The organism is Rhodoglobus galactosidasius, assembly GCF_054957775.1.
Genome location: NZ_JBQIAV010000007.1, coordinates 76,393 through 92,072 on the forward strand (window position 1 = coordinate 76,393; position 15,680 = coordinate 92,072).

14 protein-coding genes are annotated in these 15,680 nt (G+C 60.4%); 10 read left to right on the forward strand and 4 right to left on the reverse strand.

Annotation, left to right across the window (positions count from 1 at the left end; all coding sequences use genetic code 11):
- Positions 1-4 precede the first annotated feature (4 nt).
- From manD to mfd, 5 genes are all read left to right on the forward strand, one after another.
- Positions 5-1,243: a D-mannonate dehydratase ManD gene (manD, locus tag ACTJJW_RS10385; protein WP_462644405.1), complete on the forward strand. Its 1,239-nt coding sequence runs from the start codon at positions 5-7 to the stop codon at positions 1,241-1,243.
- Positions 1,240-1,767: a gluconokinase gene (locus ACTJJW_RS10390; protein ID WP_462644407.1), complete on the forward strand. Its 528-nt coding sequence runs from the start codon at positions 1,240-1,242 to the stop codon at positions 1,765-1,767. The genes manD and ACTJJW_RS10390 overlap by 4 nt, the downstream gene beginning before the upstream one ends.
- Positions 1,768-2,021: 254 nt before the next feature.
- On the forward strand, positions 2,022-2,645 hold the full coding sequence (locus ACTJJW_RS10395; protein WP_462644408.1) for a 50S ribosomal protein L25/general stress protein Ctc: 624 nt from the start codon (positions 2,022-2,024) through the stop codon (positions 2,643-2,645).
- 26 nt (positions 2,646-2,671) lie between these two features.
- Positions 2,672-3,256, forward strand: coding sequence for an aminoacyl-tRNA hydrolase (pth, locus tag ACTJJW_RS10400; RefSeq protein WP_462644410.1), 585 nt, complete (start codon positions 2,672-2,674; stop codon positions 3,254-3,256).
- 69 nt (positions 3,257-3,325) lie between these two features.
- On the forward strand, positions 3,326-7,000 hold the full coding sequence (gene mfd / locus ACTJJW_RS10405; RefSeq protein ID WP_462644412.1) for a transcription-repair coupling factor: 3,675 nt from the start codon (positions 3,326-3,328) through the stop codon (positions 6,998-7,000).
- On the opposite strand, the gene ACTJJW_RS10410 is transcribed toward mfd, so the two are convergent.
- The 4 genes from ACTJJW_RS10410 to ACTJJW_RS10425 all read right to left on the reverse strand — a co-directional run bounded on the left by ACTJJW_RS10410 (position 6,997) and on the right by ACTJJW_RS10425 (position 10,326).
- Positions 6,997-7,926 carry a CPBP family intramembrane glutamic endopeptidase gene (locus ACTJJW_RS10410; RefSeq protein WP_462644414.1) on the reverse strand — a complete coding sequence of 310 codons (930 nt, stop codon included), beginning with the start codon at positions 7,924-7,926 and terminating at the stop codon, positions 6,997-6,999. The genes mfd and ACTJJW_RS10410 overlap by 4 nt on opposite strands.
- Positions 7,927-7,961: 35 nt before the next feature.
- The gene (locus ACTJJW_RS10415; RefSeq protein WP_462644416.1) at positions 7,962-8,600 is read right to left on the reverse strand and encodes a thermonuclease family protein; all 639 of its coding nucleotides are present in this window, start codon (positions 8,598-8,600) and stop codon (positions 7,962-7,964) included.
- A gap of 91 nt (positions 8,601-8,691) precedes the next feature.
- Positions 8,692-9,483: an SGNH/GDSL hydrolase family protein gene (locus ACTJJW_RS10420; RefSeq protein ID WP_462644418.1), complete on the reverse strand. Its 792-nt coding sequence runs from the start codon at positions 9,481-9,483 to the stop codon at positions 8,692-8,694.
- A gap of 183 nt (positions 9,484-9,666) precedes the next feature.
- Positions 9,667-10,326: an SGNH/GDSL hydrolase family protein gene (locus ACTJJW_RS10425; RefSeq protein WP_462644420.1), complete on the reverse strand. Its 660-nt coding sequence runs from the start codon at positions 10,324-10,326 to the stop codon at positions 9,667-9,669.
- 235 nt (positions 10,327-10,561) lie between these two features.
- On the opposite strand from ACTJJW_RS10425, the gene mazG reads away from it, so the two are divergent.
- The 5 genes from mazG (at position 10,562) to eno (ending at position 15,676) form a co-directional block, all read left to right on the forward strand.
- Entirely contained in the window at positions 10,562-11,227 is a 666-nt protein-coding gene (mazG, locus tag ACTJJW_RS10430; protein ID WP_462644422.1) for a nucleoside triphosphate pyrophosphohydrolase, read from the forward strand.
- Between the two features lie 264 nt (positions 11,228-11,491).
- Positions 11,492-12,091 (forward strand): TetR family transcriptional regulator, encoded by a 600-nt coding sequence (locus ACTJJW_RS10435; RefSeq protein WP_462644424.1) that lies wholly within the window; start codon positions 11,492-11,494, stop codon positions 12,089-12,091.
- 72 nt (positions 12,092-12,163) lie between these two features.
- Entirely contained in the window at positions 12,164-13,456 is a 1,293-nt protein-coding gene (hisS, locus tag ACTJJW_RS10440) for a histidine--tRNA ligase (protein ID WP_462644425.1), read from the forward strand.
- A 51-nt stretch (positions 13,457-13,507) separates the two neighbouring features.
- Complete coding sequence (locus ACTJJW_RS10445) at positions 13,508-14,335, forward strand: CPBP family intramembrane glutamic endopeptidase (RefSeq protein ID WP_462644427.1); 828 nt, start codon at positions 13,508-13,510, stop codon at positions 14,333-14,335.
- Positions 14,336-14,395: 60 nt separating this feature from the next.
- Positions 14,396-15,676 (forward strand): phosphopyruvate hydratase, encoded by a 1,281-nt coding sequence (gene eno, locus ACTJJW_RS10450; RefSeq protein ID WP_462644429.1) that lies wholly within the window; start codon positions 14,396-14,398, stop codon positions 15,674-15,676.
- Positions 15,677-15,680: the final 4 nt, after the last annotated feature.

Genomic DNA, 15,680 nt, shown 5'->3' on the forward strand with positions numbered 1-15,680 from the left:
CCACGTGCTAATCGAACGCGCTGAAGTCATCGTCACTAGCCCCGACCGCAACTTCGTCACCCTCAAACTGACGACCGACTCTGGGCTGACGGGGCTCGGCGATGCGACTCTCAACGGCCGTGAAATGGCCGTCGTCAGTTACCTGAGCGAGCACGTCGTGCCGCTTCTACTCGGCCGCGACGCACACCGCATCGAGGATACGTGGCAGTTTCTATACCGCAGCGCCTACTGGCGACGCGGACCTGTAACTATGGCAGCGATCGCGGCCGTCGACGTCGCGCTGTGGGACATCAAGGCAAAGGCGGCAGGCATGCCGCTCTATCAACTGCTGGGGGGTGCCTCTCGCACCGGCCTGCTCGCCTACGGCCACGCGTCGGGCAAGTCAATGTCCGAACTCTTCGATAGCGTGCGCGACTACCAAGAACAGGGTTACCAAGCGATCCGCATCCAGACGGGTGTTCCCGGACTGCGCGCCATCTACGGGATCGCCGGCAACGAGCCGCTCCCCGGCAATGAGGGCAAGCGTTACGACTATGAGCCGGCTCAGCGAGGTGCCTTTCCTGCAGAAGAAGACTGGGACACGCGCGCGTACCTAAGGCATGTACCCACGGTGTTTGAGGCAGTGCGAAACGAGTTCGGCCCCGAGGTGCCGCTGCTGCACGACGGTCACCACCGCATGACACCGATTCAGGCGGCGAGACTCGGCAAATCGTTGGAGCCCTATGACTTGTTCTGGTTGGAGGACTGCACGCCCGCCGAGAATCAGGAGGCATTGCGACTAGTCCGGCAGCACACGACGACGCCACTCGCAATCGGCGAGATCTTCAACTCCGTGTACGACTACCAGCAGATCATTCGGGAGCAGCTCATTGACTACGTGCGCAGCGCTGTCACTCACACCGGTGGAATCTCGCACCTCAAGAAGATTCTCGATTTTGCTGCGCAATATCAGATCAAGTCGGGCATGCACGGCCCGACAGATATCTCGCCAGTCGGTATGGCTGCCGCGATGCACCTCGGCCTAGCAATCCACAACTTCGGAATCCAAGAGTACATGAAGCACGGTGAGAGGACAAACGCCGTCTTCGAGCAGTCGTATACCTGGAAAAACGGGCTGCTGCACCCTGGTGACCAGCCCGGCATCGGCGTTGAACTCAACGTCGACGAGGCGGGCAAGTATCCCTACGAACAGGCCTACCTTCCTTACAATCGTCTCGCAGACGGTACGGTTCACGACTGGTGAGCGACCGCGCCCGGGCTGTTCCGCCCCTGATCGTGGTTCTCGGCGTCTCGGGTTCCGGGAAAACTACGATCGGGGCGCTTATCGCCGATCAACTGGGGGTCCCGTTCACTGACGCCGACTCGCTTCACCCTGCCGCCAATGTGGCAAAGATGGCATCTGGAACCCCCCTCGACGACGGGGATCGTTGGCCGTGGCTCGCACTAGTAGGAGAGGAACTGGCCTGCGCAGCTCGCACCGGAACAGGCCTCGTGATGGCCTGCTCGGCGCTCACGCGGGCATACCGGGACGCGATCAGGGCGAAGGCTCCAGAACTGCGCTTCGTTCACCTCAGTGGCGACCGCGAGGTGCTCGCGCGGCGCACGACCGGCCGCAGCGGACATTTCATGCCGGCGAGCCTGCTGGACTCCCAGCTCGCCACTCTGGAGCCGCTGCAGCCGGACGAGCAGGGAATCGTCGTCGACGTCGCGCCACCCGTCGCCGAGGTCGTTGCTAATGCCGTAGCTCGTATTAACGAGGCGCACTAAGAGGCGCACTAATACGTACTAGCACCAAACGATGTCGTCCGGCCAAGGGCGAGTGCGTTCGCATTCAGTGCGCTAGACTCTAATACTGAACTTCGGCGAGGGAACTTTCGAGTTCCGTTATCGACGCGGCGGGCAAGTCACAGGGCTTTTCCTCACGTGGCAGACGAACAGTCTGCCGGCGTTCGAGTTGAACAACAGACAACGATCTGGGCACTGCGCCCATTCACGGACCACCGGTCCTTTAGGAGATAACAATGGCTAAAGACGTCAACCACGTCGTCACGGATTCCCGTGATTCCTTCGGTAAGGGTGCTGCCCGCAAGCTTCGCGCTGCAGGCAAGATTCCCGCAGTGATCTACGGTCACGGCACCGACCCCATCCACGTTGCCCTTCCGGGTCACGAGATCGGGCTCATCCTGCGCAAGTCGAACCAGATCTTGGACCTCGACATCAATGGCAAGAGCCAGCTCGCTCTCGTCAAGGACGTGCAGAAGGACCCAGTTCGCCAGATCATTGAACACATCGACCTCGTTGTCATCAGCAAGGGTGAGAAGGTCATCGTTGATGTACCAATCCACCTCATCGGTGAGTCGGCTCCCGGTACCATCGCCAACCTTGATGCACCGACCGTCTCGGTTGAGGCTGAAGCAACTCACATTCCTGAGTACTTCACCGTCGATATCGAAGGCCGCGAAGAGGGCGAGCACATCTACGCCAAGGACGTCACCCTCATCACCGGTTCAGTTCTTCTCTCCGACCCCGAGCTTCTCGTTGTTGGCCTCAGCACCCCGCGTTCATCGGTCGAGGCTGAAGCTGCTGAAGAAGAGGCCGCAGCTGTTGCTGCAGACGCTGCTGATGCTGCTGAGGTGTCCGAATAATCCGATTCTTTCGTAAGCGAGAAATCGTGGATGACCAATGGTTAGTAGTCGGGCTCGGTAACCCCGGGCCCGGCTACGCCGGTAATCGCCACAATGTGGGCCACATGGTGTTGGCCCACTTGGCAGACGAACTTTCTGCCACATTTAAGAATCACAAAGCCAACGCTGCGGTCGCTGAAGGTCGCAGCTTTGGTGATGGACCCAAGCTCATTCTGGCTAAGCCCAATTCGTTTATGAATCTTTCGGGCGGGCCTGTGAGCGCGCTCATGCGCTTCTACAAGATCCCCGTTGAACGGCTCATTGTCGTCCACGACGAGCTCGACATCGATTTCGATACCGTGAAGCTCAAGACCGGTGGCGGTCACGGTGGCCACAACGGCATCCGCGATATTGCTGCGGCTGTTGGCTCGCCAGGCTTCACGCGGGTACGGGTGGGCATCGGCCGACCTTCTGGTCGTCAACCGGCCGCCGACTTTGTCTTGCGCGACTTCTCGAGTGACGAACGTGGCGTGCTGCCCAATCTTCTTGGCGACGCAGCGGATGCCGTTGCCCTCGTTGCGAGCGACGGCCTCGAAGCCGCCCAGTTGCGCTTTCACAGCCCGCGCAAATAGCACTCGCAGTTTGCTGCGCTGTGGGTGAACTCGCACCGTGCTGTCGGTAGCCACGAGTAGACTCCTCCGGTGACTCTCGACGGACTTATCTCAGCGCTTTCGCACGCCAAAACTGTGGAGAACGCACTTCGTTTTTCGCAACAGAGCGCAGACTTCTCCCTCGTTGAAGGCTTAAGTGCGCCGCTATTGGGTGGGCTGCTCACCAAGTCTGACGAACCGCGGTCACTGCTCGCTATCACGGCCACTGGTCGCGAATCCGAGTCGCTGCGCCGCTCGCTCATCAGCTACCTTCCCGACGCCCTGATTGTCGAGTTTCCCGCCTGGGAGACTCTCCCGCACGAACGCTTGAGCCCCAGCGCAGAAACTGTGGGAAAGCGGATGCAGGCCCTGCGCGACCTTGCGCGCTGGCAAGAGAACCCTGTCGGCCAGTTTGTTCTGGTCGCCTCCGTTCGGGCCGCACTCCAGCCCATCGCCGACAACCTCACCGCGATTGAGCCAATCGCGCTGACCGCCGGCGCCCGAAACTACGACCTGTCGGCGCTGTCTGAGCGACTAGTCGCGTTGGCATATTCCCGCGTCGACATGGTTACCCGGCGCGGAGAGTTCGCTGTGCGCGGCGGAATCCTTGACGTGTTTGCGCCCAACCACGAACATCCACTGCGACTGGAATTCTTTGGCGACGAGCTTGAACAACTGCGTGAGTTCTCGGTTGCCGACCAGCGCTCTATTGACGGCGAGATTGTGTCTGCCGAGCTTGTTCCCAGCCGCGAAGTGCTGCTGAACGAGTCGGTGCGCCAGCGTGCGCGCGAGATGCAGCATGAGTTCCCCAGCCTTTCGACAATGCTCGCGAAAATTGCCGAAGGAATCCCGGTAGACGGTATGGAGTCGTTGGCACCTGCCCTCGTCGACAAGCTTGTGCCGCTCACTCACTACCTCCCGGCAGATGCCGCAATCGCGGTGTTGTCGCCCGAGAAGGTCTCCTCGCGTGCGGTGAATCTAGCCGAAACGAACCGCGAGTTCCTCAGCGCGGCCTGGAATGCCGCAACCGCCGGGGCCGAAGCACCCATTGACTTGGATGCCGGAGACTTCGTCACGCTCAACTCGCTTCGTGAGTCGGCTGGCTCGCGCCCGTGGTGGACTCTCAGCACTTTCGATTCAGGGGAGGCAGATGCCGCCAGCCTGCTCGATTCTGCAGAAGAAGTGTCCGAATATGTGCGTATCGATGCCGCCGCAATGCCCTCATTCGCAGGAACAGTCGATGGCGCTCTCGATCACGTTGCCCAGTTGCTCGCTGACGGCTGGACCGTGGGAATCATCGCTGAGGGCAGTGGGCTCGTTGAGCGCACCGCCGACCTGCTGGCTGAGCGAGAACTGTCAGGGCGTGCCGTCGACTCGTTTCCGGCCGAGGCTGAGCCGGGCGTTGCCTACCTACTGCGGGCATCCGTCGATCATGGTTTTGCCGTTGACGGCATCAAGCTTGCGGTTCTCAGCGAGGGCGAGTTCTTTGGTCGCTCCGTCGGCTATGCCTCTCGCCCGACGCGCAAGTTGGCGACGCGACGCAAGAACGTTGTCGATCCGATTCAGCTCAAGAGCGGCGACTTTGTGGTGCACCACACCCACGGCATCGGCAAGTTCCTTGAGCTGGTGACGCGTGAGGTGAGCACCGGCGGGCGCAATGCGGTCAAGACTCAGCGGGAGTTCTTGGTGCTCGAGTATGCGCCAAACAAGCGCGGCTACCCCGGCGACAAACTGTATGTACCGACCGATCAGCTCGACCTGCTCTCGCGTTACGTCGGTGGCGAAGCACCCACGCTCAACAAGATGGGCGGCAGCGATTGGTCAGCGGCCAAGACTAAGGCGCGCAAGGCTGTTCGCGACATCGCCGTCGAACTGGTGAAGCTCTATAGCGCGCGCATGGCTAGCAAGGGTTTCGCCTTCGGGGCAGATACGCCCTGGCAGCGTGAGCTCGAAGAAGCGTTTGCCTTTGCCGAAACCCCTGACCAGCTGACCACGATCGATGAGGTCAAGGCCGATATGCAGAGCCCGGTTCCGATGGACCGACTGCTGAGCGGTGACGTGGGCTACGGCAAAACTGAGGTCGCTGTGCGCGCCGCGTTCAAGGCTGTTCAGGATGGCAAGCAGGTGGCGATGATTGTGCCGACTACGCTGCTCGTTCGTCAACACATGGAAACTTTTGCCGACCGTTTCGCAGGATTCCCCGTGCATTTGCGGGCGCTGAGCCGCTTCCAAAGCGACAAAGAATCCCGTGAGACTCTCGCCGGCCTCACCGACGGAACCGTGGATGTCGTGATCGGCACCCACCGCCTGCTGTCGAAAAACATCGCCTTCAAAGATCTCGGGCTCGTCATCATCGATGAAGAGCAGCGCTTCGGAGTCGAGCACAAAGACGCGCTCAAGAAGCTCAAGACCAACGTCGACATTTTGGCGATGACGGCGACCCCAATTCCTCGAACCCTCGAGATGGCGGTCACGGGCATCCGCGAAATGTCGACCCTGGCAACACCGCCAGAAGACCGGCACCCCATCCTGAGCTTCGTTGGGCCATACTCGGAGCGTCAGATTTCTGCGGCGATTCGTCGTGAACTGCTGCGTGAAGGCCAGATCTTCTATGTGCACAACCGGGTGAGTTCCATCAACCGGGTTGCAGCAAAGCTTGCCGAGTTGGTTCCGGATGCTCGCATCGCTGTTGCGCACGGGCAGCTGCCTGAGGCAGTGCTCGAGCAAGTGATGGTCGACTTCTGGGAGCGCAAATTTGATGTGCTCGTGTCGACCACCATCATCGAAACCGGGCTCGACATCGCTAACGCCAACACCCTGATCATCGACCGCGCCGACAAGTACGGGCTCAGCCAGCTTCACCAGTTGCGGGGACGTGTCGGTCGTGGCCGCGAGCGTGCCTACGCCTACTTCCTCTACGACGAAGAAAAGCCGTTGAGCGAAACCGCTCACGAACGCCTCGACACCATTGCAGCCAACAACGAGCTCGGGGCCGGAATGCAGATTGCGCTCAAGGACCTCGAAATTCGAGGGGCGGGAAACCTACTCGGAGGCGAGCAATCCGGTCACATCGCTGGTGTCGGCTTCGACCTCTATTTGCGGATGATCGGCGAAGCCGTCTCGACCTTCCGAGGCGATGTCGCCGAAGGCCAAACTGAGTTGCGTCTTGAGCTGCCGGTAGACGCCAACATTCCCGAAGACTATGTGGAAAGCGAGCGACTGCGACTCGAGGCGTACCAGAAGCTTTCGACGGCCAGCGCGCCTGCGGCATCCGCAGACAGCATTGATCGTGTGCTTGAAGAACTGAGCGACCGCTACGGTGAACCGCCAGAGCAGGTGCAGCACCTCATCGCGGTATCCCGTTTGCGTCGCATGGCGCAAAAGGCAAGCCTCAGCGAAGTGGTAGTGATGGGCGACAAGCTTCGTGTTGCACCGGCCAACCTGCTCGATTCGATTCAGGTGCGACTGCAGCGCATGTATCCGGGGGCGAAGTATCACTCTGCAGCGTCAGCCGCGATCATCCCGCTACCGACGGGCGCGAGCGATGGCCAGCTCATCGAGTGGACCAAAGACCTGCTGATGTCGATCTTTGGTGCGCGCGATACCGCGGCCGAATTTGCTGAGGTTGCTGCCGCCGAGAAAGTGGCCGCAGAAGAAGCGGCAATTATTGAGGCGGCCGCAGCGAAGGCAGCCGCAGCAAACGCTAACGGCGCCGAGAAGTCTTAGCTCTCAGTTGGAGTGGCCGCTGACGCTTCGCTGTCGGCGGGAGCCACAGCATCGGTTGCGGCAATATCCGGCACTGCAACAGCGGCGGCCGCGTCGCCGGTGGCGTCCGACACAGCAGGCACCCGTTTCGGTGTGAATGCGAGCGGGTTGAGACGTCCGTTAATGAGGTGCACGCGACCGACCGCCATGGGGATCAAGACAAGCGATCGCAGATCGAGCACGGCGTGGGCGATGATCGCAACGAGGATGCTGCCGCTCAGCACGTAGAGCGCCATGAAGAGCGCACCGATCACCGTGGTTATGACGATGCCGGCAACACCCTGATAGGAGTGCATGACGCCGAATAGCAGCAAGCTGCCGGCGATCGCGACGATGGCATTGCCCGTCGTCGCGAATAGCAGCGCGGGCAGCGCCAGCCTGAAGAGCAGCTCTTCAACGACTCCGGCGTTGATCGACAGCAACCCGCCCAGCACGAGCTCTTGGCGGTTGCGCGGCAGAATCGACTGAATGTCGCCAACACTGATGATCTCGTCGCCCTCTTTGCGTACGGCAACGACGCCGATGACCGTGAGCACAACGACGCCGATGATCATGCCGACGACCACGCCCGCCGTCACCGAAGGCCTGGCAGCGAGCACGGAGAGAAGCCACGAAACCCAGAGCCACTCCTGCACCTCGGCCAACAGGGGAGTAGCGAAGCGGCCACTGGCCAGCAGGGTGACGACGGTCATCCCGCCGAACAGTGAGAGTGAGACGATCAGCCATCGGCGCAGCATGAGCTGGCGGCGCTTAGTGGTGCGAAACCTTTTGAACCGGCGATACTCGCGCTGATCCCGGCGAAAAGTGCGCAGGGCAAGTGCTGTCAGCACCCCGACGAGGGTGAGCCACAGGAGCGCGAGCATGACGGGATTGGTGGGGTCGAGCATCCACCAATGGTGTCATGCGTTTGTGGGGATGCTGGCTAGCAGCGACCCCACATGCCGAGCCCTGCTGCGTAGGCGTCGTCTTCGGCATCGCGCAGTTCAGGCCAGTAGCGGTCGTTGAGGCCAACCTTGAGCGACTCGGCTGCGCCCAGTTCGATCATGGCGAGGTTCACGAAGGTTCCATCGTCGAGATACACGTAGAGCAGTGAGCGCCCATAGCGATCTTCGGGTTCACGATCTTCGAGAGCCCATACCTGGGTGCCCTCGGGGAGAAAGTCTCGGAGGAGTTCTCGTGCGTCTTCGCCGTAGCATTCACCAGCGTCAGGGTTCTGCTGGTTGTTGAGTTCGGGGGTGTCGATTCCGATCAGTCGTACCTTCAGTTCGGTGCTCCCGTTGTCGAGGTACAGGGTGTCACCATCGTGCACATAATTGACGGTCGCCGCGAAAGCGCCAGAGGGGATGCCCGATTTCGCGCTGCCACCCGTCGAGTCGTCGGCCCCATTCGGGTCGCCGGAATTCGAGCCAGCGGATGTCTCTAGTGAGCTTGGAGATCCGCTGTCGGCCGGGCCGAAGCCGGGCAGTGGCGCTCCGGAGTAGACGGCGATAGCGATCGCTCCGACGAGCGCAACACCGATAGCGGTGCCAAAAATGCGGGGGCGTTTGCGCTGGTCTACCACCCGATGATTCTCGCATGAGGCAGGGCCGCAATCTCTCCGCAGGCGGAGCCAGGGTCACCGTGGTCTAACAGGCAGCGCCAGTAGCGTGCTGTCAGCGAGCAGAACTGCTCGAGCCGAGAGCGGTCACGGTAGTTTCGCCGAGCTGCCTTCCCCACAGCGCATGAAGGCTGCGCCAGCTGAAGATGTCCTGCACAAAATTTCCGTAAGTGTCGAGGTGCGGGAAGGGCGAATAGCTCACGCCTCTCACCGACTCCGCGACCTCAATAGAACCTCTATTGAGGCGGTGAATTTGCAAGGCGAGAATATGCTGCACAAATCGTGGCATGGCTCTAAAGCGGGACATAGGTGGGATCGCTGCCACAACGACAGGGCATTGAGGGTTCGGCCCCTGCCGCACAGTGGCAACCAGTTGGCGCAGTTGCGTCGACCATTCGGTAGCGGTCGTGCCGAGAAGCACGTCGGGCGGCCCCAAGATGATGACGGCAACATCCACATCGGTTGCCGCGCTTGTCAGTTCGGCGACTGCCCGCGACATTGTCAGTTCGGGGTCAGTAACTACCGTCCATGAGCATCCTGTGTTGCGCTCTCGTGCCACGTAGCGGGCAGTTTGCGAGACGACGGCGAGGCCGTGATTGAGAACGCCATATCCGGATGCCGCAGCGTTTCCGATGAAGAGCATGCGGGCAGGGTCGGGGGCGATGACTTCGCCTTCGGCGGGGCCAGAGGGAAAGAGCGCGTTGGCCGTATCTACGCGATACGCCAGCAAATTCACTTTGAGCAGCGGGCGAAATAGGCGAACGATTCCGCCCGTCACCCGACGGTGGACAGCGCCGGGTGGGGCTGCACCGGGCGCATGGGATGAGGATGTGTTCTTCGGGTCCACACGACACATAGTGGTCGAGGTCGAGCGCTACCGTCGGCAGGACATACCCAAACTCGGTACCTGATGTTCCCTTATTTTTTAGGGCGGGAAGGCGGGTGCAGGCGTGGTCTGCCACCGGCTAACACCCTCACCGTCGGCCAGATCTGCGGCACACAGGCTAGTGGGCTTCAACGGCAAGGGGGGCTAGCGTTTCTGAGCGTCCAAACCTACTGCTAGCGAAACATCTTTCCCTAGATGCTTGCCCCACAGTGAGTGAATTGTGCGCCAATTCAACAGCTCCATGATGTAAGTCCCGTCAGCGCCGATCGGGGGAAAGTGGGAATAGGTGACCCGCGGGAGCGCGTCTGCGACCGAGCGAGAGGCGCGGTTAAGGTGGTGGGTTTGAAGCATGAGGATGCGTCGAACAGAGTCTGGCATGGGGCGAAAGCGGTACATCGGCGGAATCGCGGCGAGCACAACGGGGCAATTGGCGTCGGGGTTTTTGCGAACTAGCTCGACTACACGGCTCAGACTGGCCGCCCATTCGGTCGCCGCTGTTCCCACGAGCACATCGGGGGGCCCGAGGAGTACGACAACGACATCGAACTTGACATTCATTGTGGCCGTGGAGAGTGCCGTCGCGCTGCGAATGGCGGTGAGTTCTGGATCGGTGATCGTCGACCACGAGCATCCTCTGTTGTGGTCGCTCGCCACATAGCGCGCGGTCTTCGACACGACTGCGAGGCCGTGGTTGAGCACGCCATACCCGGATGCTGCGCAATCCCCGATGAAAAGCATTCTTATGGGGTTGGTTCCGGGAACCTCACCCGCAGCTGGTCCGTCGGGAAAAAGAGCGTTGGCCATTTCGGCGCGATAGCCCAATAGGTTCACTTTGAGCAGTGGTCGAACTAGACGAACGAGAATGCCAGCAATTCGACTTCCCGACTTTCGAGAGGGAACTTCGCGCGCGGCGGCAAAAGGCTGTTTATTTGTCGCGACCACAGGCACATCGTGTCTGATCCCGCTCGTGATATCGGGTGCGACATACCCAATCCCGTTCGTGATCTTCGCTTATCTTCGATGGTGGGAGGATGGTGCCATGACCGAGCCAGCAGCATCCCATCCCGAACTCGAAAAACTGATCGGCACCTTAGAGCGACTGCGTGCGCCTGGTGGTTGTGCCTGGGATCGCGAACAGACCCACGAGTCGCTCGTGCAGTATCTCGTTGAGGAAACCTACGAACTTGTCGAGGCGATTGAGGCTGGCGAGCCGAAAGACATGGTCGAAGAGCTCGGCGATGTGCTCTACCAGGTGCTCTTTCACTCCGACATCGCTGCTGAAGCGGGGCGTTTCACGCTCGAAGATGTTGCAGCCAACATGACCGCGAAAATGGTTGGTCGTCATCCCCACGTCTTTGGCGACACCACCGCAGAAACTGCCGACGATGTCATGGCGGTATGGGATGACCTCAAAAAGACAGAGAAACCGCATCGCACCAGCGTCATAGACGGCGTTCCGCAGGGGATGCCAGCACTCGCGCTCGCCGACAAGCTGCTAGGGCGTGCCCACAAGGTGGGACTCTTGGATACCACAGCGCCGGGTGCGATCAATGTCACGGAAGAAGACGAACTTGGCCCGCTATTGCTAGCGATTGTGGCATCCGCGAAAGCTAACGGCCTTGATTCGGAGCGGGCCCTGCGCACGGCGGTGCGTGGCTTGAGCGAGGAGATTCAGGCGCACGAGACTGAATCAGCAGCGAGTTGAATGGTGGTGCCCTCCCTAACCCGAATAGAGAGGGCACCGGCGCGACGCCAATAGATGAGACATGTGATCGCACGTCGATCATCTAATAAAAGGCATCGCGCGCTAGAGGATCGGTGGGATTACCCGGCCTACCGATCCAGCGTTGGAGAAGCCCCTAGTGAGGGGGCATTCAAGTAGAAGTGGTGCCGTCAACAGGGTTGTGACACAAGGACAAATCATAACGGTTGCAGACTTGATAAGCAAACAACCGTTATGTTAACCACTATGGCTCGCAAACCCGACCCGACCCGCAAGCCAGCACTGATTCAGCAAGCCCTCGAATTTCTTGTTGATAAGCCGCTGTCAAGTCTCACCGTCCGTTCGCTGGCAAAAGCTCTCGACGTGAGCACTTTCACGCTCGTTTACCATTTCGGTACCCGTGCTGAACTCATCCGCGAGATCATTCAAGCCAACGCGCGCGGCGTGAGCCCCGAAGAGGCCTCGGCGCTGCCCGCTGGCACACTAGAAGAGTACTTTTCGAGCCTGTATCTTTCTTGGCAATGGACGCAATTGCCGGAAAATTTGCACCGCCAGCGACTCGAATTCGAAGCGGGATTGCTTGAAGCGGTGTCGCGCGACGAGTTCACCATCACTCGAAACTATTTCCACCAATGGGTTGAGTTGGGGGCGGCAGCGCTCATTTCGCTCGGTGTTGAGTCGAAGCAAGCCGAAGTCGAGTCGAGACTGCTCGTCAATACGTTCCGCGGCGTGCAATTCGACCTTGTACTGAATCAGGATCTCGAAACATTCACTGCGGTGTTCGAGAATGCGGTGAAGCATCACCGCATTCGTGTCGAGGCTCTACTAGGCGAAGCCACCAACTAGGCGAAGCCACCAACTAGCCGCGACGCACTGCTGCGCACGAGAGATTCTGCTGCGTGGGAGAGAATAGGAATCATGGCGTCAACTGTTAATCCTCCTCGCGGCATGCGCGACTTCCTCCCCGCAGACAAGGCCCGCCGCGAGCGGGTTCTTGGTGTGATTCGGGGCAGCTATCGCGCACACGGTTTCGATGAAATCGAAACCCCGGTGATGGAAGACAGCTCGCGACTTTATGCAGGTTTGGGCGGCGACAACGAGAAGCTCGCCTTTGCTGTGATGAAACGTGGGCTCACCGCTGACAAGCTGCAGGCAGCATCCGAAGCTCTCGATCTTGCTGATCTGGGGTTGCGCTTCGATCTCACGGTGCCGCTCGCACGTTTTTATGCCACTCACCGCGCTGAACTGCCCAAGGTCTTTCGTGCGATTCAGATTGCACCAGTGTGGCGAGCAGAGCGGCCGCAGAAGGGCCGCTACCGCCAGTTTGTGCAGTGCGACATCGACATCATGGGCGAGTCTGGCGTGAGCGCGGAGATCGAACTGATCAGCGCAACTGCCGCAACGCTCGACGCTCTCGGTATTGAGGGGTGCACCATCCGCGTCAATGACCGTCGCCTTCTTACGAGCGCGCTCACCGTGCTCGGGTTCCCCGCTAAGGAGCACGAAGCTGTGCTCATCACCGTCGACAAGCTCGACAAACTCGGAGCGGAAGGTGTGGTTGCAGAGCTGCGCGAGCGTGCGTTTCCTGATGCCCCAGTCGCAGCGCTCGCCGAGTTCCTGCGGCGCCCCAAGTCTGAAATCAAGCCAGAGTTCACAGCGGATGCGATCCGAGCCGCCCTGCCCGCCGGCGTCAACGAGGCAGTAATTGCTGACCTCGCGACCATCGGTCACGCGGTTGAGGTCGGTCGTGGCACCTCCGGCGCACTCATCGAATTCGACCCGTGGTTGGTGCGCGGCATGGGCTACTACACGGGAGCAATCTTTGAGGTCGCTCACCCCTCGCTCGGCTATTCGCTTGGCGGTGGTGGTCGCTACGACGGAATGATCGGTCGCTTCTTGGGCAGCGATGTTCCGGCCGTTGGGTTCTCGCTCGGCTTCGAACGACTCGTTGACCTTGTTGAGTTGGATGACGCAGCCAGCGACGATCAGGTTGCTCTCGTCTATGACACCGACGCTGACCCGGCGACCCTCGTGCGCCTACAGGCCGAACTCATTCGTGAGGGAAAGCGGGTGCGACTTGAGGCGCGCCCACGCAAGCTGCCGCAGTTACTCGATCAGTTGAGGGATGCTGGTTTCACCAGTTTCGTTAACGTCCGTGCGGATTCCGACAGCGTTGCTAGTCTCGAATTCAAGCCGCTCGGCGGGCAGTAGCTAGTCGGCGGCGGCCCCGCTAGCCCAATTTTTCTTGTTTTCGCCCTGGCGATGATGTTCACTCCGGCAATCGCCGCTCTCGTTGTGGTGTTTTTCATCGAGAAACACCCCGATGGCCGATCGCGTCGCCGCGCGCTCGGATTGGGGTCGGTCCGACCTGTCGGGCGGTTCTTGCGGTATTTAGCGCTTGCTCTCGTCGTGCCGCCAGCGCTTATTCTTGCCGCGCTGCTCGTCGGTGTGGCCTTCGGCGTCTACCCGGCTGACTTCGTTAACTTCTCTGGCTTTCAGGAGATGGTGGATGCCCAGCTCGAGGCTCTAGGGCAAGCACCTCTTCCCGTGCCGATCGTGCTTCTCGTTGTAGCCCAGTTCGTGAATGTGTCGATCGGTTCGATCATCAATACCATTCCGGCACTCGGCGAAGAACTGGGATGGCGTGGCTGGCTGTTACCCCAACTTCTGCCGCTGGGTATCGTCCCTGCAATTCTGATCTCGGGGGTGATCTGGGGGCTCTGGCACGCACCCCTCATCCTGCTCGGCTACAACTACGGAGACGCGCCAGGTTGGCTCGCGCTGAGCGCGATGGTGGGCATGACGATCGTGATTGGTGCGGTGTTTTCGTGGCTGCGCATCCGCTCGGAGTCAGTGTGGCCGGCAGCTCTTGCGCACGGTGCATTCAATGCTGCAGCGGGGTTCTCGCTCGTCTTTGTTATGGCTGGCGAAACATTTAGTCCACTCGAAGCGACCATTCTTGGCTGGACGGGGTGGCTGGTTCCTCTTGTGCTCGTCATTGTTTTGTTGGTAACCGGTCAGTTTCGCGTCCCAGTGCCGCGAGACTCCGAGTTGCCTGCCGAGTCGGCATCGCTCGCTGGCTCGGAGTAGGCTTTCACCCGGACATCCACCACTAATAGTCCAAACAATCTTTCTTGAAGGAGATCCCCTGTGGCTTTGATCGAAGCAGTTGGCGCCCGCGAAATTCTTGACTCCCGGGGAAACCCGACCGTTGAGGTTGAGGTTTTGCTCGACGACGGTGTGGTTTCGCGCGCCGCAGTTCCTTCGGGAGCATCCACCGGTGCGTTTGAGGCTTACGAGCTTCGCGATGGTGACAAAAACCGTTACCTCGGCAAGGGCGTGCAGAAGGCTGTCGACGCAGTAATCGACGACCTCGGCCCAGCAATCGAAGGTCTGGATGCTTCAGACCAGCGCCTCGTCGACGCCGAGCTTCTCGCGGTCGACGGCACTGAAAACAAGAAGAACTTGGGCGCGAACGCGATTCTCGGTGTTTCACTTGCTGTTGCGAAGGCCGCTGCGGATTCCGCAGACCTTCCCCTCTTCCGCTACCTCGGTGGTCCGAACGCTCACGTGCTGCCCGTACCGATGATGAACGTCATTAACGGTGGCTCGCACGCTGACAGCAATGTCGACATCCAAGAGTTCATGATCCTCCCGCACGGTGCAGATACCTTCAGCGAAGGCCTCCGTTGGGGCGTTGAGACGTACCACGTGCTCAAGGACCTCTTGAAGAGCAAGGGCCTCAGCACCGGCCTCGGCGACGAGGGTGGCTTTGCCCCCGACCTCTCCAGCAACCGGGCAGCGCTCGACTTGCTCATGGAAGCAATCGAAAAGGCCGGCTTCACGCCGGGCAAGGACATCGCTCTGGGGCTCGACGTTGCGGCAACCGAGTTCTACAAGGATGGTTCGTACACCTTCGAGGGCACCTCGAAGTCGGCCGGCGACATGAGCGCGTACTATTCCGAGCTCGTTTCGGCCTACCCGCTCGTGTCGATCGAAGACCCTCTCGACGAGAACGACTGGGAGGGTTGGGCTCAGCTCACCACCGAGATCGGTTCCAAGACTCAGATCGTGGGAGACGACCTCTTCGTCACCAACCCGAAACGTCTCGCTGAAGGAATCACCAAGGGCACGGCAAACTCGATCCTCGTCAAGGTGAACCAGATCGGTTCGCTCACCGAGACCCTCGACGCTGTTGCTCTCGCTCACCGCAGCGGTTACACGGCAGTCATGTCGCACCGTTCAGGTGAGACAGAAGACACCACGATCGCTGACCTCGCAGTCGCGCTCAACACCGGCCAGATCAAGACCGGCGCACCGGCTCGTTCAGAGCGCGTAGCTAAGTACAACCAGCTGCTGCGCATCGAAGAAGAGCTCGGCGATGCCGCAGTTTACGCCGGCCGTTCCGCGTTCCCGCGGTTCGTCGGCTAGCGCC